The organism is Musicola keenii (genome assembly GCF_014855505.1).
GTDB lineage: Bacteria > Pseudomonadota > Gammaproteobacteria > Enterobacterales > Enterobacteriaceae > Musicola > Musicola paradisiaca.
This window is the reverse complement of the sequence record NZ_JAAWVW010000013.1, coordinates 79845-105848: the sequence shown is the minus strand read 5'-3', so window position 1 is coordinate 105848 and position 26004 is coordinate 79845. Positions and strand designations below refer to the sequence as shown.

The following is a 26004-nucleotide window of genomic DNA, read 5'->3' as shown; positions in this document are numbered from 1 at the left end:
GCACACATACAGGGGGAGATGTGCTGGTTAATAAATGTGGGGCTAAGCAGCCGGTTGCAAATCTTCGTTGGCTTTCAGCCGCTATCATGCTGTCTTTTATCTCTTTGCCTTCATGGGCTTTTTCTCTTGATGATGTTGCGCAAAAAGCAGAAAAACTCGCTGAAAAAGGCTATGAAGCGCCCAAGAGCAATCTGCCTGCGCAATTCCGGGATATGAAATTTGCTGACTACCAGCAAATCCGTTTCAATCAGGATAAATCCTACTGGAACACTCTCCAGACGCCTTTCAAATTACAGTTCTATCATCAGGGCATGTATTTTGATATTCCTGTTAAGATCAATGAAGTCACGGCTACTAGCGTTCAGGAAATTAAATACTCCCCGGATTATTTTGATTTTGGGTCGGTCAATCACAATACCGATGTGGTAAAGGATCTTGGCTTTGCCGGGTTTAAAGTGCTTTATCCGATCAATAAGCAGGATAAAGATGATGAGATTCTGAGCATGTTGGGGGCCAGTTATTTCCGCGTGGTGGGGAAAGGGCAGGTTTATGGTCTTTCCGCTCGTGGGTTGGCTATTGATACGGCGCTGCCATCCGGCGAAGAATTTCCACGTTTTCGTGAGTTCTGGATTGAGCGTCCTAAAGCAAACGACAAGCATTTAGTCATCTACGCGCTGCTGGATTCTCCACGTTCTTCAGGAGCGTACCGTTTTGTCGTCTATCCTGGCAGTGACAGTATGATTGATGTGGAAGCGAAAATTTTCCTGCGCGACAAAGTGGGCAAACTGGGAATCGCACCATTAACCAGCATGTTCCTGTTCAGCCCACATCAGCCTTCTCCGACATTGAATTATCGCCCGGCATTGCATGATTCTAACGGGCTAGGCATTCATGCCGGCAATGGGGAGTGGATCTGGCGTCCGTTGAACAACCCCAAACACTTGTCTGTAAGCACCTATACTATTGACAACCCGAAAGGATTTGGTCTTTTGCAGCGCGGGCGTAGTTTCTCTGGCTATGAGGATCTGGATGATCGCTATGATTTGCGCCCGAGTGGTTGGGTAGAAACTAAAGGCGAGTGGGGGAAAGGCAAGGTTGAGCTGGTTGAAATTCCGACGGCGGATGAAACTAACGACAATATTGTTGCCTTTTGGACCCCGGAAAACTTGCCGGAAAAGGGCAAACCACTCGAAGTTAAATACCGTCTGCATTTTAGTCAGGATGAAGAGGCATTGCATTCTCCGGATCAGGCATACGCTATCCGTACTATGCGTTCTACCGGGGATGTGAAACAGTCCAACCTAATTCGTCAGCCTGACGGCACCGTCGCGTTTTTGGTGGATTTCGCCGGCGGTAAGATGAAAGATCTGGATCCGAGTGCGCCTGTTGCCCCTCAGGTTAGTATCGGGGATAACGGTGAAATCGTAGAAAATAGCGTCCGTTATAATCCTGTTACCCATGGCTGGCGTCTGACTCTGCGTCTGCGAGTGAAGGATAACAAGCAACCTACCGAGATGAGAGCGGCGTTGGTTAATGGTGATGCTACATTGACTGAAACCTGGAGCTATCAGCTGCCTGCTAATGAATAAGTCAACTTTCTCCCTCGAATATATCGAGAAACTCCCTCTGTCTGAGTCTCAGGCAGAGGGCCTGCGTACATCGCTTGCGCAGACTCAGGATCCCGCTGCGTTGCATCAGGCGCTGTCTGACGGCGCTTCCGTTAACATGCATTCTGATGATGATATTCCCTTGGTATCCGTCCAGCGACGTCTGGAAATGGCTTGGGAAGATGGATTGAACGGCGGAAAGCAGGTGTCCAAAGATCGTGAAGGGCGCACGGCTTTGCTGGCGATGCGTCATATCGCCCGGTCATCCATGTTCCCTGATGCCTGGCAGACGAATCCTCTGGCGCGCTGGTGGGATGGCTTCCGGGGGCAAGCGCGTCCGCCCCGCCATCAGTACCGGACGGCAGAGGAAAACGAAGCCGAGAATCGCTGGAGAAGCGTCGGCACGATTCGACGTTATATCCTGTTGATTTTGACTTTGTTTCAAACTGCGATCGCTACCTGGTATATGAAGACGATTCTTCCTTATCAGGGATGGGCGCTGATTAATCCGTTCGAGATGGCGCATCAGGATTTATGGCGTACCTTCATGCAGTTGCTGCCGTATGTATTGCAAAGCGGCATCCTGATTCTGTTTGCCGTTCTTTTCTGCTGGGTCTCCGCCGGGTTTTGGACCGCCCTGATGGGATTCCTGCAACTGCTGATTGGTCGGGATAAATACAGTATTTCATCGTCAACGGTCGGTGACGAGCCTTTAAATCCAGCGCACCGTACCGCGTTGATCATGCCAATCTGTAACGAAGATGTGGAGCGTGTATTTGCTGGTTTGCGTGCGACATATGAATCGGTGGCCGCTACCGGAGAGTTGGATCATTTCGACGTTTATGTACTGAGCGACAGTAACGATCCGGATATCTGTGTTGCCGAGCAAAAAGCATGGATGGATCTTTGCCGCGAAGTGAATGGCGCCGGTCGTATCTTCTATCGCCGCCGTCGCCGCCGCGTTAAGCGCAAGAGCGGAAATATCGATGACTTCTGCCGGCGGTGGGGCAATCAGTACAGCTATATGGTGGTGCTGGATGCAGACAGCGTGATGAGTGGTGAGTGTCTAACTTCGCTGGTGCGTTTGATGGAGGCCAATCCCAATGCGGGGATTATCCAGTCGGCACCCAGAGCATCGGGGATGGATACGCTCTACGCGCGCTGCCAGCAGTTTGCGACTCGCGTATACGGTCCGCTGTTTACGGCTGGGCTGCATTTTTGGCAGTTAGGTGAGTCCCACTATTGGGGGCACAATGCGATTATTCGTATCAAACCCTTCATTGAGCATTGTGCGTTAGCTCCGTTGCCGGGCGCAGGGTCTTTTGCCGGTTCGATTCTGTCTCATGACTTTGTCGAAGCTGCATTGATGCGTCGTGCTGGATGGGGCGTGTGGATTGCCTACGATTTACCGGGCAGCTACGAAGAGCTTCCGCCCAATCTACTGGATGAATTGAAACGCGATAGACGTTGGTGTCATGGCAACTTGATGAATTTCCGTCTGTTTCTGGTTAAGGGGATGCATCCGGTTCATCGTGCGGTGTTCCTGACTGGGGTGATGTCTTATCTATCGGCACCATTGTGGTTCATGTTCCTGGCCTTATCGACGGCGCTCCAAGTGGTTCATACATTGATGGAACCGCAGTATTTTCTGCAGCCCAGACAGCTTTTCCCGGTCTGGCCTCAGTGGCGACCAGAGTTGGCTATCGCGCTGTTTTCCACGACGCTGGTGTTGCTGTTCCTCCCGAAGTTGCTGAGTGTGGTTCTGGTGTGTGCCAAAGGTGCCAGGGAATACGGCGGCGTTAACCGACTATTTATGTCGCTGCTGATAGAGATGTTGTTTTCCGTCTTGCTTGCGCCGGTACGCATGTTGTTCCATACCGTTTTTGTTGTCAGCGCATTTCTGGGGTGGTCTGTACAGTGGAAATCTCCGCAACGCGATGATGATGCCACACCCTGGAGCGAAGCGTTTGTTCGACACGGGTCACAACTGACATTGGGCCTTGTTTGGGCGCTCGGTATGGCGTGGCTCGATCTGCGATTCCTCTGGTGGCTGGCCCCGATTGTTTTCTCGCTGATCCTTTCGCCAGTGGTCTCAACACTTTCCAGCCGGGCCAATATCGGGTTAGCTTGCAAACGCGCCAGGCTGTTGCTGATTCCTGAGGAGTACAACCCTCCCCGTGAATTGGTGGCGACAGATGAATATTTCCGTCGCAATCGTGAACGTAAGCTGGATGATGGCTTTATGCATGCGGTGTTTGATCCGTCGATCAATGCGTTGGCCAGTGCAATGGCTACCGCTCGCCATCGCCTTAGCCAGGCGATCGAGTCGGTTCGCGAGCAGCGGGTCAGTGAAGCATTGAGTAAAAGCCCGCAAGACGTGGATAACAATGTGCGTCTTGCGTTACTTAGCGATCCGGTGATCCTTGCGCGTTTGCATCAGCGTGTTTGGAAACAGCCTGAACAATATGCTCAGTGGCGAGAGTATTATCAGGCATTGCCTCGGCCTGTTATCAAGTCCGAATAAGTTCATGTGAAGATGTAGAACAATGATAAAAAGCAACGACATAGTCGTTGCTTTTTTCTTGCTTATAGAAATGCCCCCGTCTGGGCGGGGATATAGACAATCAAAGCCGCCATGAAAACGGTATGTTACGAATGACGGAACCCGGCCGCTAATTCCTAAAGAATGAATGTAGCGGCACTAGTACAATGATGTTTCGCCCGCCGGGCGAGTTTTAAAGCGTCGATGCAGCCACATATATTGGTCTGGTGCCAACAGAATATTCTTTTCAATAATCTTGTTCATCCACGCCGCAGTAGACTCTTCACTCTCCAGCGGAAACTCCAGTTCTGCAGGTTGAATCAGCAACTCATAACCTTTGCCGTCAGGTAAACGGCGGGGGACAAAGGGGACGATCGCAGGTTTGGCTGCTCGGGCTAGCATATAGCTGCCTACCGTCGTCGCTGCTTTATCTACTGCAAACAGAGGAACAAAAACACTGCTACGCGGGCCGTAATCATGATCCGGGGCGTACCATATAATCTCACCCTGCTTCAGGGCTCTGATCATGCCTTTGATATCTTTGCGATCCAACATAGATTTATTCGAGCGCATTCTTCCCCATGTTTGCAGCCAATCGAGCAATTTGTTGTCGTTCGGGCGATAAACGCCAATCCCCGCATTTTGCATACCGAAGATCCGCGCGCCTAATTCCAGCGTGAGAAAATGTAGCCCGATCAGCAAAATGCCCCGCTTTTGTTCACGCAATGGGAGCATGTGCTCAATACCACTTACGCTAAACCAGCGATTAATCCGCCAGTCGGGCCAAAACCATGCCATACCGGTTTCCATCAACCCCATACCGACAGATTCGAAGTTCTTTTTTACCAAGATGAGTCGCTCTGCCTCAGGCATATTTGGGAAGCAGAGCTGCAGATTACGATCAGCAATCCTAGCCCGCCGTTTGAGAACGGACATGGACAAACGGCCCAACGCGGTGCCAAGGCGATAGATGACGGGATAGGGCAGTAAAACCAGCAGATAGAGCACAATAATCCCCAACCAGGTGAGCCAATAGCGAGGATGCAGCAAAGAACGATTAAAAGAAGGGAGTTGTGTCATAGCGTAATTAAATAGTGAAAACTGTTGATGGATAACCTGCCGTCGTCGGCACCTGAAGCAGGTGGTTGAAAACCTCCACCTATTTTTACTAACAAAATCAATGTGCCGTCATGATAACACCGGTAAAAAATAGATTTTAATCTTTGATGGCACATTCCGATGAGGGATATGTGCCACTCGGTACTTGCGCCCGGACGAATTGATTTGCATCGGGTATGGGGTAATTAATTCAATTTTTTTGAAATATGCCATGGGCATACCGCGGCTCGCTGCGCCAGAATTGTGGGGGCACGCTGACTTCCGCGTTGAGGCGGGCTGCTGCATGCCAAGGCCAGCGAGGGTCGAACAATATCGCACGTGCCAATGCCACTGCGTCGGCATCGCCGGTGGCAACAATGGCTTCTGCCTGTTCGGGTTCGGTTATCAAACCGACGGCGATCGTCGTGAGCCCTGTTTGGCGACGAATTTCCCGCGCATAAGGAACCTGATAGTTCGGATAAACGGTGAGTTGTTGGCGTGGGGATAAACCGCCACTTGAGACATGGATGAAATCGCAATCCAATTGGCGCAACAAGTGCGCTAATTCAATTGATTGAGCCAAATCCCATCCACCTTCAACGCCGTCGGTCGCAGAAATCCTGACGCCAACCGCTTTGTGTCGGGGGAATACTTCTCGGACGGCGGTATATACCTCACGTAGAAAACGCATGCGGTTTTGCAATGAGCCTCCGTACTCATCATCACGCTGGTTCGTCAGCGGTGAAAGGAACTGATGTAATAGATAGCCATGTGCCGCATGCAATTCGATTAAATCGAATCCCAGACGGTCGGCCCGCCGGGCCGAAGCGGCAAAAGCATCGATCAGATCTTTAATTTGGCTGTGGCTCAGCGCAACTGGCGCGACATCATCGGGATGATAAGGTAGCGGCGAAGGGGCGACTGTTGGCCAGCCGCCGAGCTCCGGCGCTAACCATGTACGACCAGACCAGGGGACGTCCGTCGATGCTTTACGCCCGGCATGAGCAAGCTGAATACCCAGTGGAATGGTCGAATATTTACGTATACCGCGGATTATCGGGATCAATGAGCGTTCGGTATCATCATCCCATAAGCCCAGATCGTGGGGAGATATGCGGCCTTCGGGCACGACAGCGGTCGCTTCAATAATCAGCAAGCCTGCACCGGAATGCGATAAATTACCCAGGTGCATCATATGCCATTCGGTAGCCCGGCCATCTTCGGCGGAATACTGACACATCGGTGCGATGATAATGCGATTGGGTAGTGTCAGGTTGCCGAGTGTTATCGGGGTAAACAGTTGACTCATGAGAGCTGCCTCCTTGAGGAATTAATCCTGATGTTTGGAGTATTGCCAGAGACAGTGAAGTTGCCAACTAATTATTTTGTATTCGGATACCCCTTCGTTCACGACAGCGGATGTTTGCTTGTGTATGATTTTGACGCTTTGTTAATAAAGTCTGTTTGGGCTTTTAACATTAATAACAGTAAGGATATTAACACCATGCCAGTGTTACATAACCGGGTTTCCAATGAAGAACTGAAAGCGCGCATGCTGGCAGAGACCGAGCCGCGAACCACGGTGTCTTTTTACAAATATTTTTCGTTGGATGATCCACAGTCTTTTCGCGATGCACTTTATATCGCTTTGGTTGACTTAAAAGTCTTCGGTCGCATTTATATTGCGCGAGAGGGGATCAATGCCCAAGTTAGCGTCCCAGCCAGCCATTTTGAACGTTTCAGACGCACGTTATTTGCCGCACACCCTGCATTGGTCGGCATCCGGCTCAATGTCGCGCTTCAGGATGACGGCAAGTCTTTTTGGGTTCTACGTATGAAGGTGCGTGATCGAATAGTGGCCGATGGCATTGATGATCCGTCTTTCGACCCATGCAAGGTCGGGCAGTATCTCAACGCGGCGGAGGTCAATCGCATGGCTGCTGATCCCGACACGTTGTTTATCGACATGCGTAATCATTATGAGTACGAAGTCGGGCATTTTGAACATGCCCTTGAGGTTCCATCCGATACTTTTCGGGAGCAATTGCCAATGGCGGTGGATATGCTAGCCAGGGAAAAAGATAAAAATATTGTCATGTACTGTACGGGTGGAATACGTTGTGAAAAAGCCAGCGCCTATATGCGCCATAAGGGTTTTAAGCATGTTTTCCATATCGAGGGTGGAATTATTGAATATGTGCGCCAGGCTAATGCTCTGGGATTGCCGGTTAAGTTCATCGGGAAAAACTTTGTCTTTGATGAACGTATGGGGGAAAGAGTCTCGGAGGATGTCATTGCACATTGCCATCAGTGTGGTGAGCCTTGCGATACACATACCAATTGTCGTAATCAGGGATGTCATTTGTTGTTTATTCAATGTCAGTCCTGTGCGGAAAAATATAACGGCTGTTGCAGTCAAGAATGTCTTGATGAGACGGCTTTACCGCCGGCGGAACAACGTCGGCGCCGACAATTGAGAGAATCTCGGATGAATGTTTTTAATAAATCCAGAGGTTTTATGCGTGAGTCATTGCATATTCCCGATACGGGTAAAAAATCGTAACTATAAAGTCGTACAGGAAGGCTCACCCAATATCATGGGTTACTTTTGATGAGGATCTTAAAATAACCCACAAGCGATCTACCTGAGGGGGGCATAAAGAAGGCGCAATGAGTCAACTAGGTGAATTACAAGATAAAGAAGAGTTATACACCCCGGATGCTATCATGGATGGCCTATTTTTCGGCTATATCGGGTGATTTTTTGCTCGAGCGTTTTTTGCTATAACGGCCGAATTGAGCTAATGAATGATAAACGCCGCTAGATTAAGCGGCGTTGGTTATAAAAAATCAGGCATGGTGTATATAAAAATATTAATGTTTCAGATAATCAGTTGGTTGATAATCGTTAGACTCAATTTTGGCAATACCGGCTTCAAGAATAGAGATAAGCTGCCTTGCCACATCGGTTGTCAACCACAGAGTACGGTCGACCTGAGCTTCATCTGGCGTTTGATCGGCTGCGGAAAGGTAGTGCAGACGAATCATCATGGCGTCATAACTGTCAACGGTACTGATATCCCAACCCACAAGCGGATGAGTCTGAATAACTTCATTTTTTCTGTCCATAAATACCCCTTAATGACTAGTTACTAACGTGAGTGACTAAACGAGGTTTAAGGCGGCTCTTGTCTGTTGAGCAATATCAGTATATCTCTGCCCTCATCATTTATGGAGATGAATTATAGAAAAATTTGAATATTTGACGGGGGCATTATTCAGCTCCGACAGGAGGAACTGTGCAAACATTGATTTGGTCAAAAAACAGCCATAATTTAAAAACCAATAAATACTTATGTTGATAATTGTCGAATTATTAAGCGTCATTCCGGAGTAAGCATTGCAGAGATCTATATTTATCATTATGAATGCGAACGATTTTATTCATTAGACTGAAACCAGTCATCGGCACTTTCCCACGTTTCTTGCAAAATCTCCGATACCCTTTCTTTATCGCTTTTATCGCCGCCCAGGACGCTCAGATTGTTGGATGAAGCGTAACGGATAGAGACAGGTGTATTCGGATATGTGCTACTAATCCGGCGAGTTAATTCTGTAGTCAATGCATCCAAGGCGCCGGTGGGTAAAAGAGTGGTTTTGGCAATAGTGATCTCAATACGCATGATAGTTTTCCATAATAGTGATTACTGTTTTTTTATACAGTAATCACTGGTGGTTCGCAAGTGGCGTCGGGGTTGGAAATGTTCTGCGGATGCGTGTAAAAAGCGGATTCTCTAGAGAGAGGTTCCTTTCCTGAAACCTCTCTCTGCACATCTTTGCCATCTTGGCCTAAGTGTACGTTTGAACAGTTATTATTGGGGTATAGATCTGCCCATGCATATTAAATAAGTCGTGCTGACCAATCGAGTGTCTGCCCGGCCAGGAAAGGAATGAGCGTCTCTCCGTCTGCCACGATTTCTGCTGGAACCTGTTCAGGTTTTCGATGTAATTCGATGAATGTCTCATTAATCGGTAGGCCATAAAAACGTGGGCCGTTCAACGAACAAAACGCTTCTAGTTTATCTAACGCATTCAGCTCCTCAAACACGGTAGCATAAGCGCTTAACGCGGCCTGAGCATTGAATACGCCAGCGCAACCACAGGATGATTCTTTGCGATGTCTGGCATGGGGCGCGGAATCGGTGCCCAGGAAAAATTTTTCGGAACCACTGGCGACAGCACGACGTAACGCCTGTTGGTGCACGTTGCGCTTGAGTATGGGCAGGCAGTAAAGGTGAGGGCGTATGCCGCCAACCAGCATGTGATTGCGGTTGAACATCAGGTGCTGTGGGGTGATGGTTGCCGCAATAAATCGGTCAGACGCCAGCACATAATCGGCCGCCTCCTGGGTGGTGATGTGCTCGAAAACGACTTTGAGCTCCGGAAAATCGTTGCGCAAAGGGCGCATAACCCGCTCAATGAAGTAGGCTTCGCGATCGAAAATATCGATATCTGGGTCGGTTACTTCCCCATGGACCAGCAGCGGCATGCCTGATTTCTGCATTTGCTCCAATACCGGATAAATGGCCTTGATATTGGATACGCCATGGCTGGAGTTAGTGGTGGCATGGGCCGGGTAGAGTTTGGCGGCGGTGAAGAGCCCCTGTTCATGGCCGAGAGCGATTTCTTGCTTATCTAATGATTCAGTCAGGTAACAGGTCATCAGCGGCTGAAAGTTATCGCCTGTGGGCAGCGCGGCGAGAATACGTTGCCGATATGCTTGAGCCTGGGCGATGGTGGTCACGGGAGGTGCCAAATTCGGCATGACGATGGCACGGCCAAAGAAGCGACTGGTGTAAGGCAATACTGCTTTCAGCATCTGGTCATCGCGCAGATGGAGGTGCCAGTCGTCAGGGCGGCGGATTTTCAGAACAGGGGGAGAGAACGTCATGGAAATGCTCCGGCAGTTTGTCGTTTGATGGGTATGGCGGTGATTCGGCGGGGGATAAGGATAAGCGGAAAGAGACTTCAATGCATCCATTTGCTGTGAAATGGTTGAAATTGGCCTGCGGTTGGCTTTCTATAGTGAAACATTCAAACACCAGGATAATATCTGGAGATTTATTATGGAAATTCGCATTGTTGCCAGCGTACAGGCAAAGATTGATTTTATTGAAGAAGTCGCATCAGCCGTGAGGAAAGTCGTGCCACTGAGCCGTCAGGAAGCAGGAAACCTGCAATATGAACTACATGAAGAGATCAACAAGCCAGGCGTATTCGTTTTCTTTGAGTGTTGGCGCGATAAAGAAGCGATCAACGTTCATGAAAAGACGGCCCATTTCCGTGAGTTGGTCGCCCAACTAGAAGGAAAAATCGAAGGTATGGACATCAAATTGTTGAAGCCCGTCTCTGATATAGCATCAAAATAAGAATGCCCGACATGTGTCGGGCATTCAGCGTAAAACGACACCGGTGATGCTAGTGTCGTTTTTTATGTCGAGCGATTACTCTTTCGGTTGGGTGGCCGGCGCGCTGGATTGATTGACTGCAGAATGCCCGCCCGCGGCGCCTTTGCCAGAGAACTGATAAGCCGGACGTTGCCAGTCGCTGATATGCGGTGCATCCGGAATATAAGCCGGTGCAGGGGCTTTCGTCATTGGCGCTGTCGCGTGTCGCTGGCGGCACTGCGGTTCGTCACTGCTAATCGTCGGCACAACTTCACCTGCAGTTTCTTCGGCCGATGCGACAACACTCTGAACCTCGGTTTGCACTTCGGCTTGAGTATCCTGCTCGGAAGCGGTGGCGATATTATGCGTTACCGGTGCGATTTTCTCGTCAGTCGCGACGGGCAATGGCATCACGACAACCGCTTCTTCCGTGGGTTCCAGAACATCGACATCGGCGGTAGCAATCGACGGTTCAATAATCTCAACAATCGGCTGCGATTCAACATCGTTCTGTGACGGAACAGTTAACTCCATGGAAACGGTTGCTGGCTCTACTGGCTGCGTTGTAGTTTCCGCTACGGCGCTTTCTTCATGCTGGAAAGCAGCGGGTGTTTCGACATTGGTAGAAATAATACTCGCGTGTTCAGTTACTTCGTGAATGATGTCCGCATCACTATTATTCTGTTCGGCGACCTCTGCCACCACAGGTTGAATCACCGGATAACGAACCCACACCTTACCGGACGCCATTTCCGGTGAGGCGGATGCCTGCGCCAACGGCATAGGCGACATGATAGGATAACGTTCATCACGATAGCGGCGACGGCGTTGGCCGCTCACCCGCAAATGACGAGGAGAACGACGGGAACGACGCGGCAAGCCGTTTTCACGAGGCGTCTCGGTATTGGCATCACTTTCAGCTACTTCCGCAGTATCGGCAACCGGTACAACGGTAACAGGCGCTTCTAGCAATGGCAGTGCAACACCGACATCGGAGGAAACAGGAGTGACGCTGTCGCTTTCAGTACGCTCGTCAGTATTGTTAATGCGAATCTTCTGACTTAACTGACGACGTTGGCGCCGAACCATTACTGGCGCGGGTTTGTCCTGTTCGGAGGATGTTTCATCATCGATTTCGGTCGCGCTGCCATTCAGATCCTTGATTTCTTGCTGAGCCTGACGTTTGTCTTCCTGACGACGGCGCTGACGCTCCGCACGTTGTTCTCGACGCTGCTCGTCTCGGGCGTCGCGGTCAGGTGTTTTATCCTGAACGTCTTCAATGACAGTATCTGTGGGTTCTGGCGCAATAGCCTGCTGCGCACGCTTAGCCCGGCGCTGCTCGTCGCGCTCACGTGGTTCGCGATTATCCCGTTGCCCGCGATCTCTGCGATTTGATTGACGGCGTCCATTACGTCGTTCCTGTTTCTGCTCTTCTTCCGTATGGACTGCTGCGATTTCTTCTGGCTTCACATCCGCTTCGGTTGCGCCGCCAAACAGATTTTTCAACGCGCCCATCATACGGCCCAGTATGCCTGGGCGTTCGGTGCCAGTGCTGGTCGCGATGTTCGACGTTTCCTGTACCGGCTGCGGGGATTCAACAGGAGGAATATCAGGAATGGTGAATGATGCCAGTGCGGGTTGTTCCGGCATCTTCTTCTCAGGCGCAGGTTCATCGCTGGTTTGCTGTGTTTCAGATTCCAGCAGTTGCGGCAACATATAACTCAACGCCTGTTTTTCTTCGCCTTTACGGATGCGAAGAACAGAATAATGCGGGGTTTCCATGCCGTCGTGCGGCACGATGATTGCGCGAACGCCGCCTTGACGTTTTTCAATCGCATTAACCGCATCGCGTTTTTCGTTCAGCAAGTAGGACGCGATAGGTACTGGCACGATGGCATGCACTTCTCGCGTATTTTCTTTCAGCGCCTCTTCTTCAATCAGTCGCAGGATAGACAGCGACAGCGATTCATTGTCACGAATCGTGCCGGTGCCGCTACAACGTGGGCAGACGTGATGGCTGGACTCACCCAGCGACGGACTCAGGCGCTGACGTGACATCTCCAGCAGACCAAAACGGGAAATCCTGCCGATCTGGATGCGTGCGCGATCCTGGCGGACAGCTTCCCGCAGGCGGTTTTCCACCTCGCGCTGATGACGAACCGGGGTCATATCAATGAAGTCGATGACGATCAATCCACCCAAATCACGCAGCCGGAGTTGGCGTGCAATTTCATCGGCGGCTTCCAGGTTGGTATTAAATGCTGTCTCTTCGATATCACCGCCACGGGTTGCGCGTGCTGAGTTGATATCGATAGCGGTCAGCGCTTCGGTGGTGTCGATAACAATAGAACCGCCGGAAGGCAGACGCACTTCGCGCTGGAAGGCGGATTCAATTTGAGATTCGATTTGATAATGGCTGAACAACGGAATTTCGCCGGTGTACAGTTTGATTTTGCTGCTGAAGTCAGGACGGCCCAACGCAGCAATATGCTCTTTGGCCAGTTCCAGAACTTTGGGGTTATCGATAAGAATTTCGCCGATATCCGGGCGCAGATAATCACGGAAAGCGCGAACAATAACATTGCTCTCCTGATGAATCAGGAATGGCGCCGAGCGTCCTTCAGCCGCTTTCTTGATGGCCTCCCAGTGTTTGAGACGGAATGCCAGATCCCACTGCAACGCATCAGCCGATTTGCCGACGCCGGCGGTTCTGACGATCAACCCCATACCGTCAGGCAACTGCAACGCGCTCAGCGCTTCTTTCAGCTCGGTACGGTCATCACCTTCGATGCGACGGGAAATGCCACCGGCTCTGGGGTTGTTTGGCATAAGAACCAGATAACTGCCCGCAAGGCTGATAAATGTGGTTAGTGCTGCCCCTTTGTTGCCGCGTTCTTCCTTATCTACCTGAACAATCACTTCCTGGCCTTCACGCAAAACATCTTTGATGTTAGGGCGGCCATGGGATGAGTAATTGTTGGGAAAATATTCGCGAGCGATTTCTTTAAGAGGAAGGAAACCGTGTCGTTCAGCGCCATAATCAACGAAGGCAGCTTCCAGACTGGGTTCGATGCGCGTAATTTTACCTTTGTAAATATTCGCTTTTTTTTGCTCATGTCCTGGACTTTCGATATCCAGATCGTAAAGCCGTTGACCATCAACCAAAGCAACACGCAACTCTTCTTGCTGAGTTGCGTTAATCAACATTCTTTTCATCGCGATTTAACTCGTTATTTTTACTTGCATTATTGATAGAGCTGCAGGCAAGCACGGCGAGTGACCGGGGAAAACCGATGGCCTCGAGTCTTATCGCAAGGACGCCAACCTCACGGTTGTCGCCTGCATAGAGGCGCATGTTTCGGTAGCCTGTATTTCCTGATGGAACACAGCGCGTTTACTGCGGGAACAGCTTCTGAAAATAGGTTGCCAGATCTGATTCCATTTGCCGGCCAAGCTGCAAACCACAGCTCGCTAACTGCCTGATTACACAATACGTCTTACGCCATTGCTGCGTTTATGTGTAATCCGGCAAATATAATAATTCCGCAATTTCCCTTGTTTAACTGGGAATCAGCACGGAAGCCCATGCATTATTCCATTGCTGATGCTCGTATAGCAAGGTGACTTTGCCTGTCATTACTCAGATTAGTGTGCTGTTTTTAATCAAACTGGTGTGGATTCCTGCTAACAGCAATCGTTTCACAAACAGTAACACTCTCTTCATAAGCCAGAGTGACAGTTAAGCATAGAAAAAGAAGTGGCGCTATCAGTCTGCGCTCTTTAGAATCCGCCTCCATGAAAACAGAGAATCCAACCGTACAATTCATGACGATTTCCTCCGAGGAAGCTGGTCAGCGAATCGACAATTTTTTACGTGTCCGCCTGAAAGGTGTGCCTAAAAGCATGATTTATCGCATTCTGCGTAAAGGTGAAGTGCGGATAAATAAAAAGCGCGTAAAACCGGAATATAAGTTGCTTGATGGCGATGAGGTTCGCATTCCTCCCGTGCGTCAATCTGAACGCGACGTGCCTGAGGTGTCTGCCAGTCTGGAAAAAGTATCTTCTCTGACCCATTGCATTCTCTATGAAGATGACTATCTGTTGGTGCTGAATAAACCGTCGGGAACGGCTGTTCACGGTGGTAGTGGATTGAGTTTCGGTGTGATTGAGGGACTCCGAGCGCTGCGCCCTGAAGCGCGTTTTCTTGAGTTAGTACATCGGCTTGATCGCGATACGTCCGGCGTCCTTTTGGTGGCCAAAAAGCGCTCGGCCTTGCGTGCGCTTCATGAGCAGTTACGTAGTAAATGTATGCAGAAAGATTATCTGGCTCTGGTCAGGGGACAGTGGCAATCCCACTGTAAATCCGTGCAGGCACCGTTGCTTAAAAATATTTTGAAGAGCGGGGAGCGTGTCGTGCGGGTCAGTAGCGAAGGTAAGCCTTCCGAAACCTTGTTTAAGGTTGAAGAGCGATTTGATTGTGCGACGTTGGTTAAAGCCAGCCCTGTAACTGGCCGAACCCATCAGATTAGAGTCCATGCCCAATATGCGGGACATCCGATCGCGTTTGACGATCGTTATGGTGATCGAGCGTTCGATCAACAGCTTGACGATACCGGGTTGAAGCGGCTTTTCTTGCATGCGCATGCGCTACGGCTTGAGCATCCGCATACAGGGGAGACATTACGCTTCGAGGCCCCTCTGGACGATGCGTTGCGCCGTTGCTTGCAATTGTTGCGTCAGCGCAGCGGGAAGTAAAAAAATAAACCTGCCATCGGCAGGTTTATTTTTTATTCGGGTCAGTCTGAATCCAGCGGATTCACACCCTCCTGCCGCAACATCTCTAATAGAGCAATCAGTGGCAACCCGACTAATGTATTGGGGTCGCGGCCTGATAGCCGGTCAAACAGCGTAATACCCAACCCTTCGCTCTTGAAACTGCCCGCACAATCGAGCGGTTGTTCTTGAAATATGTAAGATTTGATTTCTTTCTCCGTCAATGTCCGGAAGCTGACAGTAAACGTCTCCACGGTGCTTTGCATTTTGTTACTTCGGCTATTGAGCAGGGCAAGGCCGGTATAAAAAATAATACTGTTCCCACTAGCTTGCTGTAATTGGCGAATCGCATTTTCCGTCGTGTGGGGTTTACCGGTGATTTGACCGTTCAAAACGCAAACCTGATCGCTGCCGATAATCAGATGGTTCGGGTAATGTGAGGCCAGAGCCATCGCTTTACTTTCTGCCAGACGGAGCACGAGATCAGCGGCGTTTTCACCTGAACGTGGTGTCTCATCGATATTTGGCGCGGCACAGATATAAGAGAGCGCGATTTTTTGCAGCAAAGCCTTGCGATAAATTGATGTAGAGGCAAGTACAATTTGGAACATAATTTTTGGTAAACCCTTGGCGTAATCATGTGATGCATTTTAAACTGTGCGCCGCTCTGTAAGCGAATTCCGGTGAAAGTGTTTATCACCACCTTTTTCTTTGACTCTGTGTCGTTACGACGTTAATATGCGCGCCCTATGCAAAAGGTAAAATTACCCTTAACCCTTGATGCGGTTCGCACTGCTCAAAAGCGTTTAGATTATGTTGGTATCTATGCCGCTGAACAGTTGATGCGTGTTGCCGAATCGGTGGTTAGTGTGGATAGCGATGTTGACGCAGTGTTGTCATTCAGTATTGATAGCCAGCGATTGGCCGTTATCAACGGGCATGCTGATGTCAAGGTGACTTTGCTGTGCCAGCGCTGTGGCAAGCCTTTCGAACATCAGGTCCACACCACGTTCTGTTTTAGCCCGGTCACCAGTGACGAACAGGCCGAAGCTTTGCCGGAAACGTATGAACCAATCGAAGTCGATGAGTTCGGAGAGGTTGATTTGCTGGCAATGATCGAAGATGAAATCATCCTTTCTTTGCCTATCGCACCGGTGCATGATTCTGAACACTGTGAAGTGTCCGAAACGGAGATGGTGTTCGGTGAATTACCCGCTGAGGCGGAAAAACCGAATCCATTTGCCGTGTTAGCCAGTTTAAAGCGTAAGTAATTAAGGAGTAAGGTCCATGGCCGTACAACAGAATAAACCCAGCCGTTCCAAACGTGGTATGCGTCGTGCTCACGATGCTCTGACCACCTCAGCTGTATCTGTAGATAAAGTTTCTGGTGAAACTCATCTGCGTCACCACGTCACTGCGGATGGTTACTACCGCGGTCGTAAGGTGATCGCTAAGTAATTCCTGCCATTTCAGCAAGGAAATACTTTGACGCGCCTAACTCTGGCGTTAGATGCGATGGGCGGGGACTTCGGACCCTGCGTCACAGTGCCTGCTGCATTGCAGGCACTGTCTTCTCATCCAAGCCTCCAGTTGTTGCTGGTTGGCGATCCTTCTGCGCTTGCTCCATTACTTACCAAAGTCGATTCTTCGTTGCTCTCCCGTCTAGAAATCGTGTCGGCCGAATCAGTCATTGCCAATGATGCTCGCCCATCTCAGGCTATTCGCGCCAGTCGGGGAACATCCATGCGAGTCGCATTGGAGTTGATAAAAGAAGGTCGAGCTCAGGCATGTGTAAGTGCGGGGAATACGGGTGCCCTGATGGGGCTGGCGAAATTATTGTTAAGGCCGATCGAGGGAATTGATCGGCCTGCTTTGGTCTCGATGCTTCCGCATCAAAAACACGGCCGGACGGTAGTATTGGATCTTGGCGCCAATGTCGCATGTGATGGTGCAATGTTAGTACAGTTCGCGGTTATGGGCGCGGTGATGGCGGAAGAGGTGTTGGGCGTGAGTAATCCTCGCGTAGCGCTTTTAAACATCGGCGAAGAAGAAAGCAAAGGCGTTGATAGCATTCGGGATGCCGCCGCGCGATTAAAGATTACGCCTTCGATTAACTACATCGGTTATCTTGAAGGCAATGAATTGCTGACCGGAAAAACGGATGTGATGGTCTGTGACGGCTTTGTGGGTAATGTCACATTGAAGACTATGGAAGGTGTGGTGAGGATGTTCCTGTCTCTTCTGAAAGAAGGGAGCGGTGGCGTAGGAGAACGAAATCGGCAACCCTGGTGGTTAAAATGGTTGGCCCGTTGGTTACAAAGACGACTGGTTCGACGTTTTGGGCACCTGAACCCTGACCACTATAATGGCGCATGTCTGTTAGGATTACGTGGAACTGTAATCAAAAGCCACGGTGCCGCGAACCAAAATGCGTTTGCGGTAGCTATTGAACAGGCAATGCAGGCAGTGCAGCGGCAGCTTCCAGAACGGATTGCGGCTCGGCTAAAGACTGTATTACCTAAGAGTGACTGAGCGTACATGTATACAAAAATTATCGGAACGGGAAGTTATTTACCCGCACAAATCAGGACGAACGCTGATTTAGAGAAGATGGTGGATACGTCGGACGAATGGATTGTCACACGTACCGGTATCCGTGAGCGTCGTATTGCTGCGCCAGACGAGAATGTCGCCACGATGGGTTGTCTTGCTGCAAAGCAAGCGCTTGATATGGCGGGAATCGATAAGAACCGAATTGGCTTGTTGATTGTTGCAACTACCTCTTCATCGCATGCGTTTCCCAGTTCTGCCTGCCAGATTCAGCATATGCTGGATATCGACGATACGATCGCTTTCGATCTGGCCGCTGCGTGTGCGGGTTTCACTTACGCTTTGGGTGTCGCTGATCAGTACGTGAAGAGCGGGGCAGTGGATTATGCTCTGGTCATCGGCTCTGATGCGTTATCCAGATCGTTGGATCCAAACGATCGTGGCACGATTATTTTGTTTGGTGATGGTGCGGGTGCTGTTCTTCTGGGGCGTTCGGAAGAACCCGGTATTATCACTACCCACTTGCATGCTAACGGGCGTTATGGCGAATTGCTTGCTCTTCCGCATCAGGATCGCCGTAAATCAGAGCCAGCATATCTGACGATGGCTGGCAATGAAGTGTTTAAAGTCGCGGTAACAGAGCTTGCTCATATTGTAGAAGAAACGCTGGATGCATCCGGTTTCGCAAAAAATCAGCTTGACTGGCTGGTTCCTCATCAGGCGAACCTCCGTATCATCAGTGCAACAGCCAAGAAGTTAGGCATGGGACTGGATAAGGTTGTCGTGACGCTGGATCGTCATGGCAACACGTCTGCAGCATCTGTGCCTTCTGCGCTGGATGAGGCCGTTCGCGACGGGCGTATTAAACGTGGTCAGTTGATTCTGCTGGAAGCTTTTGGTGGCGGGTTCACCTGGGGTTCTGCTCTGGTTCGTTTTTGATTAATCAGGACGTTTTGATATGACGCAATTTGCAATGGTATTTCCCGGACAAGGCTCTCAGTCTGTAGGCATGTTGGCTGAATTGGCCGAGAAGTTTCCGCTGGTCAAAGAAACTTTTGATGAAGCCTCTTCCGTGCTGGGGTATGACCTTTGGCAACTGTCCCAACAGGGGCCGGCTGAAGAACTGAACAAAACTTGGCAGACCCAACCTGCGCTGTTGACCGCCTCAGTTGCGATTTGGCGAGTGTGGCAACAGCAAGGGGGCGGGCGTCCAGCTCTGCTGTCAGGCCATAGTCTCGGAGAGTATTCGGCTCTGGTTTGTGCCGGGGTGCTGGATTTCAAACAAGCTGTCAGTTTGGTTGAATTGCGCGGTAGGCTGATGCAGGAAGCGGTACCGGAAGGAACAGGGGCTATGTATGCCATCATCGGCCTTGATAATGACGCCATTACCAAAGCTTGTGCCGAAACGGCGCAAGGGCAGGTTGTTTCTCCGGTAAACTTCAATTCTCCTGGACAAGTTGTGATCGCCGGGGATAAAGCGGCTGTTGAGCGTGCTGGTGCTGCTTGTAAAGCGGCAGGTGCCAAGCGAGCGTTGCCGCTGCCTGTCAGTGTGCCCTCCCATTGTGCATTGATGGAACCGGCGGCCCGCAGGCTAGAAGAGGCATTGAAGGTCATTACGTTTAATGTCCCGCAGATCCCAGTGGTCAACAATGTGGATGTTCGTACGGAAACCACGCCGGAAGCGATCCGTAGCGCTTTGGTTCGACAACTGCATAATCCGGTTCGCTGGACTGGGTGTGTTGAGTTCATGGCATCCCAGGGCGTAGAGCACCTGATTGAGGTTGGTCCTGGTAAGGTACTGACAGGACTGACAAAACGTATCGTTGACAGTCTGACTGCTACGGCGATTAACGATCCCGCTTCTTTATCAACAGCGCTTGAACAGTAAAACGGTGAAGATAATGAGTTTTGAAGGAAAAATTGCTCTGGTGACTGGGGCGAGTCGTGGTATTGGTCGTGCTATTGCAGAAACGCTAGTTTCCCGCGGTGCAACAGTAATTGGTACGGCCACCAGCGAGAAAGGCGCTGCGGAAATCAGCGGCTGGCTGGGAGAGAAAGGCAAAGGATATATGCTGAACGTCACAGACGTGACGTCAGTCGAACAGGTTTTATCCGCTATTCAGAAAGAATTCGGTGACATCGACATTCTGGTTAATAATGCTGGCATTACTCGCGATAACCTGTTGATTCGCATGAAAGATGAAGAATGGAAAGAGGTGCTGGAAACGAACTTAAGTTCAGTATTCCGTCTCTCCAAAGCCGTATTGCGCGCCATGATGAAGAAACGTTTTGGCCGCATCATCACCGTTGGGTCCGTCATCGGTACACGTGGGAATGCAGGGCAAGCTAACTATGCGGCAGCGAAGGCTGGTCTGGTTGGATTCAGTAAATCCCTGGCATATGAAGTGGCCTCGCGTGGAATTACCGTAAATGTGGTCGCTCCTGGTTTTATTGAAACCGATATGACCCGAGCATTGACAGACGAACAACGTGCGGGCATTTTGGCGGATGTTCCTGCCAATCGCCTGGGTGATGCCAAAGAAATCGCCAGTGCTGTGGCGTTCCTGGCCTCTGACGAGGCTGGCTACATTACCGGCGAGACATTGCATGTCAATGGTGGCATGTATATGATCTGACGAGTACCACGGTAATTTGCGTTAATTTGCAGCGAAAACTGCAAAAAAGCACAAAATCTTGGTTCGACCAGTCTTGATTTTGTTGCATCTTTTTCAACATTTTATACACTACGAAAACCGTCGCGAAAGCGAGTTTTGATAGGAAATTTAAGAGTATGAGCACTATCGAAGAACGCGTTAAGAAAATCATCGTTGAGCAGTTGGGTGTTAAACCGGAAGAAGTGGTAAACAACGCATCTTTCGTTGATGACCTGGGCGCTGATTCTCTTGACACTGTTGAGCTGGTAATGGCACTGGAAGAAGAGTTCGATACCGAGATTCCAGACGAAGAAGCTGAGAAAATCACTACTGTTCAGGCAGCTATCGATTTTATTCAGGCTAATCAGCAGTAATCGAACATATCTAGGCGGTCATTCGACCGCCTAAGTTTTCTTTAATACCTCAGTATCATCTATTTCCCTCCCTGGAGGATCAGCGTGTCTAAGCGTCGAGTAGTTGTGACTGGTCTGGGCATGTTATCCCCTGTCGGCAACATGGTGGAATCCACCTGGAATGCACTCCTTGCCGGTCAGAGTGGTATCAGCTTGATTGACCATTTTGATACTAGTGCCTATGCAACGCGTTTTGCTGGCTTAGTAAAGGACTTTAATAGTGAAGACTTCATCTCGCGTAAAGAAGCCCGCAAGATGGACGCCTTTATTCAATATGGAATTGCAGCCGGCATTCAGGCCATGCGGGACTCTGGTCTTGAGGTGACAGAATCGAATGCTCCTCGTATCGGGGCGGCTATCGGTTCCGGAATTGGCGGTTTGGGTCTGATCGAGGAAAATCACGGGGCGTTAGTTCATGGTGGTCCGCGAAAAATCAGCCCGTTTTTTGTGCCTTCTACGATTGTAAACATGGTCGCAGGGCATCTGACGATCCTATTCGGCTTGCGTGGCCCGAGCATTTCGATCGCCACAGCCTGTACCTCTGGTGTTCACAATATCGGTCATGCCGCACGTATCATTGCGTACAATGACGCCGATGTGATGTTGGCCGGCGGCGCAGAGAAGGCCAGTACACCGCTGGGTGTAGGCGGTTTCGGCGCGGCACGTGCGCTTTCAACCCGCAATGACAACCCTCAGGCAGCCAGCCGTCCGTGGGATAAAGATCGCGATGGGTTCGTATTGGGTGATGGCGCAGGCATTCTGGTATTGGAAGAGTATGAGCATGCCAAGAAACGCGGTGCAAAAATTTATGCCGAGATCGTCGGCTTTGGGATGAGCAGCGATGCTTATCATATGACGTCTCCGCCGGAGAATGGCGCCGGCGCAGCGCTGGCGATGGAGAATGCACTGCGTGACGCAGGGATCTCTGCGGCGCAGATAGGCTATATCAATGCGCATGGTACATCGACATCAGCAGGGGATAAGGCTGAAACCCAGGCGGTGAAATCGGTCTTCGGCGCGGATGCTTCTCGTGTGCTGGTCAGTTCTACCAAGTCTATGACGGGGCACTTGTTAGGCGCAGCCGGTGCGGTAGAGTCTATTTTCAGCATTCTAGCGCTGCGCGATCAGGCGGTTCCACCCACGATTAACCTGGATAACCCGGATGAAGGGTGTGATCTGGACTTCGTGCCTCATGAAGCCCGTCAGGTTTCCGGTATGGAGTACACCTTGTGTAACTCCTTCGGTTTCGGCGGGACCAACGGTTCAGTGATATTCCGTAAAGTCTGATGCGATATGTTGCGTTTCAAGAGCCCGGTTCTGCCGGGCTTTTTTTTGTCTGTATAAAATAGGACGTTACTGGTTGCTGATGGTATGGCGAGCTGACAGGCTAGCTGGCGGATAAAGGAGATAGCGTATGTGGTGGATTGACGGAGTTCAGGAACAAGCGCTGTCTGTGCTGGATCGCAGCGCACAGTTCGGCGATGGCTGCTTTACAACGGCCAGAGTATCGAATGGCCGGATTATCTGGCTGGAGCGCCATCTTCAACGATTGCAGCAGGCCGCTGAACGGTTACGTTTACCCGAGATTGACTGGTTGCTTCTGCAACGAGAGATGGCGCAGGCGGCAGCGGGACAAGAAAAGGGTGTAGTCAAGGTTATTCTCACCCGGGGACAAGGCGGGCGAGGGTATAGTCCTGCCGGATGTCATGCGTCGGTACGGGTTGTGATGCAAACGGCTTATCCGGCGCATTATGCCCGTTGGCGTCAGGAGGGTATCCGCTTGTCGCTCAGTTCGGTGACATTGGCCCAAAGCGCGTTATTGGCTGGCATAAAGCATCTGAACCGGCTGGAACAGGTGTTTATTCGCATGGATCTCGAACAGTCCGGCGCTGATGAGGCACTGGTGCTTGACACTTCCGGGGCGCTGGTGGAATGCTGTGCCGCCAATCTGTTCTGGCGGAAAGGACGTCGCGTTTTCACGCCGGATCTTTCGCTCTCGGGCGTGAATGGCGTGGCCCGGCAACACATCATGGCAGTGCTGGCATCGACGGATCTCCGGGTGCAGGAAGTCACGGCGCCGCTGGACGTATTGGCGGACGCGGATGAGGTTTTGATCTGCAACGCGCTGATGCCGGTCATTCCCGTCAATCAGGCCCATACCTGGCATTATCGCTCAAGAGAGTTGTTTGATTTCTTGAGCCCTCAATGTGAGTCGTAGCGTTTTATGAAGAAGATGAAAATAGGTGCGCTGGTCGTCGCGCTGCTGGCAGTCATCCTGTTCAGCCTGTGGAAACAGTTGCAGCAGTTTGCCGAGTCGCCTCTGGCTATCGGGCAGGAAACTCTATTTACGCTCCCTGCCGGTACCGGGCGGGAGAGTTTGGAAAAACTGTTGACTGAACAGCACGTGATCACTCGTGGTCAGTGGTTGCCCTGGCTGTTTTATCTGGAACCGGAGTTAGCGTCGTTCAAAGCAGGTACCTATCGTTTCATGCCGGGTATGAAGGTTCGGGAAATGCTGGCACTTTTGGCGAGCGGCAAAGAGGCGCAGTTTCCCCTGCGTTTCGTCGAAGGTTCGCGCCTGCGAGACTGGATGGAAATACTCCGTACCGCGCCATATCTAAAACACACGCTGGATGGCAAGACACCGCAGGACGTTGCCGAATCGCTTGGATTAAAAGACAAGAACAATCCTGAGGGTTGGTTTTACCCCGATACGTACCTGCACACCGCCGGAATGAGTGATAAGGCCATCTTGCAACGTGCCCACCAGCGCATGGAAAAAATGGTTAATGATGTCTGGCAAGGGCGAGACGAGGGATTACCTTATCAGACCGCAGATGAGTTGCTGATTATGGCGTCCCTGATTGAAAAGGAAACCGCCGTTAGCGATGAGAGGCCATTGGTGGCATCGGTATTTATCAATCGACTACGAGCCGGCATGAAGCTCCAGACGGATCCGACGGTCATCTACGGTATGGGTGATAGCTATTCCGGTGTTATCACACGCAGTGCGCTGGAGGCCGCATCACCTTACAATACTTATGTGATCGCCGGTTTGCCGCCGACGCCGATCGCCATGCCGGGTAAGGCGTCACTGGAGGCTGCAGCGCATCCGGCCAAAACCGATTACCTCTATTTTGTTGCAGATGGGAAAGGCGGCCACAAATTTACGACCAACCTCAATGATCATAATCGCGCCGTGAAGGAGTACCGCTCCACACAGGCAGCCGCCGGAAAAGAGAAACATGAACAGTAAATTTATCGTTATCGAAGGGCTTGAGGGCGCGGGGAAAACCAGCGCTCGCACGGTGGTGGTGGATGGATTGGCGGCGTTCGGCATTCGGGATGTGGTTTTCACCCGCGAGCCTGGCGGTACACCGGTGGCTGAAAAACTGCGTGAGTTGATAAAACAGGGCGTTGACGGCGAACCGCTGACCGACAAGGCTGAATTGCTGATGTTGTATGCCGCCCGCGTACAGTTGGTTGAGAATGTCATCAAACCCGCTCTGGCGCGGGGATCCTGGGTCGTGGGGGATCGTCACGATCTGTCCTCTCAGGCCTATCAGGGCGGCGGCCGAGGGATTGATGCCCGCCTGTTATCGTCGCTCCGGGATATTGTATTAGGGGATTTTCGACCGGATCTGACGCTCTATCTCGACTTGCCGCCGGCACTGGGGTTGCAGCGCGCTCGTCAGCGCGGCGAACTTGATCGCATCGAGCAGGAATCGCTGACGTTTTTCGAACGTACTCGAGCGCGCTATCAACAACTGGCAGCCAGTGATAACTCGATTGTGACTATTGATGCTTCCCGTGCCATAGACCAGGTCAGCATGTCGATTCATCAGGCTCTGGGAAACTGGCTGACTGCTTTAGGGTTGGTGCGAGAGGTCAACGGCTGATGGAATGGTATCCGTGGCTTAACGGGCCCTACCGGCAATTGCTGTCATGGCATCAGGCCGGACGCGGGCACCATGCGATATTGCTGCATGCCATAGACGGCATGGGCGAAGCCTCGCTGGCGTATGCCTTCGGCCGTTGGCTACTGTGCCGGCAACCGGATGGCATCAAAAGCTGCGGAACATGTCACTCCTGTGCGCTGATGAGCGCCGGCACCCACCCGGACTGGTATGTGCTGATGCCGGAAAAAGGGAAACTCGCGTTGGGTATCGACCTGGTACGTGAAGTGCTGGAGCACGTTCATCAGCGTTCAAGGCAGGGTGGGGCAAAGGTGGTATGGATCCCCCAGGCGGAGACATTGACGGAGGCCGCAGCTAATGCGCTGCTGAAAACGTTGGAGGAGCCGCCTGAGCAAACCTATTTTTTGCTGGCTTGCCGTGAGCCTGGCAGATTACTGGCAACTCTGCGTAGCCGCTGCCTGCACCATCATTTGGCGGCTCCGGCTGAATCACAGGGGGCGCAGTGGCTGCAAGGTCGTGGTCAGTATGATAACGCCGTTATGAGCACCGCATTGCGATTGTACGGCGGCGCGCCACTGGCGGCGGAAACGTTGCTGCAACCTACCCGGTGGCAAGCGCGCCAGACTGTGTGCCAGGGGATGCTGCAGGCATTGTCGTCAGGAGATTGGTTATCGATGTTATCGACGTTTAGCCATGAAGATGCCGACGCTCGCTTGTACTGGGTCGCGACGTTGTTCCTTGATGCGCTGAAGCTCCGTCATCAGGCGGGCGCGGCACGGGTCAATCAGGATCAACTTGAGTTGGTTCGGCAATTGGCTGCGTTTGGCGATGATAAGCTGCAACAAAGCGCTCGCCGCGGGCTGCAATGCCGGCATCAGTTGCTCTCGATCACGGGGGTTAATCGCGAATTGCTGTTAACGGAACTGTTGCTGGACTGGGAAAAAATAGTGTCGTCCGGCGCGCAGCTTCATCCTCATCCTTTCTCTGTTTAAATACCGGAAAT

The 26004-nt window shown here is 51.1% G+C and carries 24 protein-coding genes; 17 read left to right on the top strand and 7 right to left on the bottom strand.

Annotated features, from left to right (window positions below):
- The first annotated feature begins 86 nt into the window (after positions 1–86).
- Both HEP82_RS14225 and mdoH read left to right on the top strand, forming a co-directional pair.
- Complete coding sequence (locus tag HEP82_RS14225) at positions 87–1589, top strand: glucan biosynthesis protein G (RefSeq protein ID WP_192458699.1); 1503 nt, start codon at positions 87–89, stop codon at positions 1587–1589.
- Entirely contained in the window at positions 1582–4131 is a 2550-nt protein-coding gene (mdoH, locus tag HEP82_RS14220; RefSeq protein WP_192458678.1) for a glucans biosynthesis glucosyltransferase MdoH, read from the top strand. Before HEP82_RS14225 ends, mdoH begins: the two co-directional genes overlap by 8 nt.
- A 177-nt stretch (positions 4132–4308) precedes the next feature.
- Here mdoH and HEP82_RS14215 read toward each other — a convergent pair whose 3' ends face one another.
- Complete coding sequence (locus HEP82_RS14215; RefSeq protein WP_192458677.1) at positions 4309–5229, bottom strand: Kdo(2)-lipid IV(A) acyltransferase; 921 nt, start codon at positions 5227–5229, stop codon at positions 4309–4311.
- Between the two features lie 229 nt (positions 5230–5458).
- A complete protein-coding gene (locus HEP82_RS14210) occupies positions 5459–6556 on the bottom strand; it encodes an NADH:flavin oxidoreductase/NADH oxidase (protein ID WP_192458676.1) in 1098 nt (365 codons plus the stop codon).
- 195 nt (positions 6557–6751) lie between these two features.
- On the opposite strand from HEP82_RS14210, the gene trhO reads away from it, so the two are divergent.
- Positions 6752–7810 (top strand): oxygen-dependent tRNA uridine(34) hydroxylase TrhO, encoded by a 1059-nt coding sequence (gene trhO, locus HEP82_RS14205; protein WP_192458698.1) that lies wholly within the window; start codon positions 6752–6754, stop codon positions 7808–7810.
- 311 nt (positions 7811–8121) lie between these two features.
- Here the strand turns inward: trhO and bssS are convergent, their stop codons facing one another.
- From bssS to pyrC, 3 genes are all read right to left on the bottom strand, one after another.
- Positions 8122–8376, bottom strand: coding sequence for a biofilm formation regulator BssS (bssS, locus tag HEP82_RS14200; protein WP_012765191.1), 255 nt, complete (start codon positions 8374–8376; stop codon positions 8122–8124).
- 311 nt (positions 8377–8687) lie between these two features.
- On the bottom strand, positions 8688–8930 hold the full coding sequence (dinI, locus tag HEP82_RS14195; RefSeq protein WP_192458675.1) for a DNA damage-inducible protein I: 243 nt from the start codon (positions 8928–8930) through the stop codon (positions 8688–8690).
- A gap of 218 nt (positions 8931–9148) precedes the next feature.
- Positions 9149–10198 (bottom strand): dihydroorotase, encoded by a 1050-nt coding sequence (pyrC, locus tag HEP82_RS14190; protein ID WP_192458697.1) that lies wholly within the window; start codon positions 10196–10198, stop codon positions 9149–9151.
- Positions 10199–10373: 175 nt separating this feature from the next.
- On the opposite strand from pyrC, the gene HEP82_RS14185 reads away from it, so the two are divergent.
- Positions 10374–10676, top strand: coding sequence for a putative quinol monooxygenase (locus tag HEP82_RS14185; protein WP_192458674.1), 303 nt, complete (start codon positions 10374–10376; stop codon positions 10674–10676).
- 75 nt (positions 10677–10751) lie between these two features.
- Here HEP82_RS14185 and rne read toward each other — a convergent pair whose 3' ends face one another.
- Positions 10752–13910, bottom strand: a complete 3159-nt coding sequence (rne, locus tag HEP82_RS14180; RefSeq protein ID WP_192458673.1) for a ribonuclease E — start codon at positions 13908–13910, stop codon at positions 10752–10754.
- A gap of 579 nt (positions 13911–14489) precedes the next feature.
- On the opposite strand from rne, the gene rluC reads away from it, so the two are divergent.
- Positions 14490–15449, top strand: a complete 960-nt coding sequence (gene rluC, locus HEP82_RS14175; protein ID WP_192458696.1) for a 23S rRNA pseudouridine(955/2504/2580) synthase RluC — start codon at positions 14490–14492, stop codon at positions 15447–15449.
- 41 nt (positions 15450–15490) lie between these two features.
- Here the strand turns inward: rluC and HEP82_RS14170 are convergent, their stop codons facing one another.
- Complete coding sequence (locus HEP82_RS14170) at positions 15491–16078, bottom strand: Maf family protein (protein ID WP_192458672.1); 588 nt, start codon at positions 16076–16078, stop codon at positions 15491–15493.
- 138 nt (positions 16079–16216) lie between these two features.
- Here HEP82_RS14170 and yceD point away from each other — a divergent pair, with 138 nt between their 5' ends.
- The 12 genes from yceD (at position 16217) to holB (ending at position 25993) form a co-directional block, all read left to right on the top strand.
- Entirely contained in the window at positions 16217–16738 is a 522-nt protein-coding gene (gene yceD / locus HEP82_RS14165) for a 23S rRNA accumulation protein YceD (protein ID WP_192458671.1), read from the top strand.
- Positions 16739–16754: 16 nt separating this feature from the next.
- Positions 16755–16925, top strand: a complete 171-nt coding sequence (rpmF, locus tag HEP82_RS14160) for a 50S ribosomal protein L32 (protein ID WP_012765199.1) — start codon at positions 16755–16757, stop codon at positions 16923–16925.
- 27 nt (positions 16926–16952) lie between these two features.
- Positions 16953–17999 carry a phosphate acyltransferase PlsX gene (gene plsX / locus HEP82_RS14155; protein WP_192458670.1) on the top strand — a complete coding sequence of 349 codons (1047 nt, stop codon included), beginning with the start codon at positions 16953–16955 and terminating at the stop codon, positions 17997–17999.
- A 6-nt stretch (positions 18000–18005) separates the two neighbouring features.
- Entirely contained in the window at positions 18006–18956 is a 951-nt protein-coding gene (locus HEP82_RS14150) for a beta-ketoacyl-ACP synthase III (RefSeq protein ID WP_192458669.1), read from the top strand.
- Positions 18957–18975: 19 nt separating this feature from the next.
- Positions 18976–19905: an ACP S-malonyltransferase gene (gene fabD, locus HEP82_RS14145; RefSeq protein WP_192458668.1), complete on the top strand. Its 930-nt coding sequence runs from the start codon at positions 18976–18978 to the stop codon at positions 19903–19905.
- A gap of 13 nt (positions 19906–19918) precedes the next feature.
- A complete protein-coding gene (gene fabG, locus HEP82_RS14140; protein ID WP_192458667.1) occupies positions 19919–20653 on the top strand; it encodes a 3-oxoacyl-ACP reductase FabG in 735 nt (244 codons plus the stop codon).
- A 155-nt stretch (positions 20654–20808) separates the two neighbouring features.
- Entirely contained in the window at positions 20809–21045 is a 237-nt protein-coding gene (gene acpP, locus HEP82_RS14135; protein WP_012765204.1) for an acyl carrier protein, read from the top strand.
- An 84-nt stretch (positions 21046–21129) separates the two neighbouring features.
- Positions 21130–22371: a beta-ketoacyl-ACP synthase II gene (gene fabF / locus HEP82_RS14130; protein ID WP_192458666.1), complete on the top strand. Its 1242-nt coding sequence runs from the start codon at positions 21130–21132 to the stop codon at positions 22369–22371.
- 127 nt (positions 22372–22498) lie between these two features.
- Positions 22499–23302, top strand: coding sequence for an aminodeoxychorismate lyase (pabC, locus tag HEP82_RS14125; protein ID WP_192458665.1), 804 nt, complete (start codon positions 22499–22501; stop codon positions 23300–23302).
- A 6-nt stretch (positions 23303–23308) separates the two neighbouring features.
- Positions 23309–24340, top strand: a complete 1032-nt coding sequence (gene mltG, locus HEP82_RS14120; RefSeq protein ID WP_192458664.1) for an endolytic transglycosylase MltG — start codon at positions 23309–23311, stop codon at positions 24338–24340.
- Positions 24330–24983, top strand: coding sequence for a dTMP kinase (tmk, locus tag HEP82_RS14115; protein ID WP_192458663.1), 654 nt, complete (start codon positions 24330–24332; stop codon positions 24981–24983). Before mltG ends, tmk begins: the two co-directional genes overlap by 11 nt.
- Entirely contained in the window at positions 24983–25993 is a 1011-nt protein-coding gene (gene holB / locus HEP82_RS14110; RefSeq protein ID WP_192458662.1) for a DNA polymerase III subunit delta', read from the top strand. The genes tmk and holB overlap by 1 nt, the downstream gene beginning before the upstream one ends.
- Positions 25994–26004 lie beyond the last annotated feature (11 nt).

Excerpts from the sequence above, each read along its gene's own strand:
- trhO (WP_192458698.1), top strand. The coding sequence starts at position 6,752 with ATGCCAGTGTTACATAACCGGGTTTCCAATGAAGAACTGAAAGCGCGC.
- HEP82_RS14210 (WP_192458676.1), bottom strand. The coding sequence starts at position 6,556 with ATGAGTCAACTGTTTACCCCGATAACACTCGGCAACCTGACACTACCC.
- pabC (WP_192458665.1), top strand. The coding sequence starts at position 22,499 with ATGTGGTGGATTGACGGAGTTCAGGAACAAGCGCTGTCTGTGCTGGAT.
- rluC (WP_192458696.1), top strand. The coding sequence starts at position 14,490 with ATGAAAACAGAGAATCCAACCGTACAATTCATGACGATTTCCTCCGAG.
- mdoH (WP_192458678.1), top strand. The coding sequence starts at position 1,582 with ATGAATAAGTCAACTTTCTCCCTCGAATATATCGAGAAACTCCCTCTG.
- rne (WP_192458673.1), bottom strand. The coding sequence starts at position 13,910 with ATGAAAAGAATGTTGATTAACGCAACTCAGCAAGAAGAGTTGCGTGTT.
- rpmF (WP_012765199.1), top strand. The coding sequence starts at position 16,755 with ATGGCCGTACAACAGAATAAACCCAGCCGTTCCAAACGTGGTATGCGT.
- acpP (WP_012765204.1), top strand. The coding sequence starts at position 20,809 with ATGAGCACTATCGAAGAACGCGTTAAGAAAATCATCGTTGAGCAGTTG.
- HEP82_RS14185 (WP_192458674.1), top strand. The coding sequence starts at position 10,374 with ATGGAAATTCGCATTGTTGCCAGCGTACAGGCAAAGATTGATTTTATT.
- bssS (WP_012765191.1), bottom strand. The coding sequence starts at position 8,376 with ATGGACAGAAAAAATGAAGTTATTCAGACTCATCCGCTTGTGGGTTGG.
- HEP82_RS14170 (WP_192458672.1), bottom strand. The coding sequence starts at position 16,078 with ATGTTCCAAATTGTACTTGCCTCTACATCAATTTATCGCAAGGCTTTG.
- HEP82_RS14225 (WP_192458699.1), top strand. The coding sequence starts at position 87 with ATGCTGTCTTTTATCTCTTTGCCTTCATGGGCTTTTTCTCTTGATGAT.
- mltG (WP_192458664.1), top strand. The coding sequence starts at position 23,309 with ATGAAGAAGATGAAAATAGGTGCGCTGGTCGTCGCGCTGCTGGCAGTC.
- yceD (WP_192458671.1), top strand. The coding sequence starts at position 16,217 with ATGCAAAAGGTAAAATTACCCTTAACCCTTGATGCGGTTCGCACTGCT.
- tmk (WP_192458663.1), top strand. The coding sequence starts at position 24,330 with ATGAACAGTAAATTTATCGTTATCGAAGGGCTTGAGGGCGCGGGGAAA.
- holB (WP_192458662.1), top strand. The coding sequence starts at position 24,983 with ATGGAATGGTATCCGTGGCTTAACGGGCCCTACCGGCAATTGCTGTCA.
- fabD (WP_192458668.1), top strand. The coding sequence starts at position 18,976 with ATGACGCAATTTGCAATGGTATTTCCCGGACAAGGCTCTCAGTCTGTA.
- HEP82_RS14150 (WP_192458669.1), top strand. The coding sequence starts at position 18,006 with ATGTATACAAAAATTATCGGAACGGGAAGTTATTTACCCGCACAAATC.
- fabG (WP_192458667.1), top strand. The coding sequence starts at position 19,919 with ATGAGTTTTGAAGGAAAAATTGCTCTGGTGACTGGGGCGAGTCGTGGT.
- dinI (WP_192458675.1), bottom strand. The coding sequence starts at position 8,930 with ATGCGTATTGAGATCACTATTGCCAAAACCACTCTTTTACCCACCGGC.
- pyrC (WP_192458697.1), bottom strand. The coding sequence starts at position 10,198 with ATGACGTTCTCTCCCCCTGTTCTGAAAATCCGCCGCCCTGACGACTGG.
- HEP82_RS14215 (WP_192458677.1), bottom strand. The coding sequence starts at position 5,229 with ATGACACAACTCCCTTCTTTTAATCGTTCTTTGCTGCATCCTCGCTAT.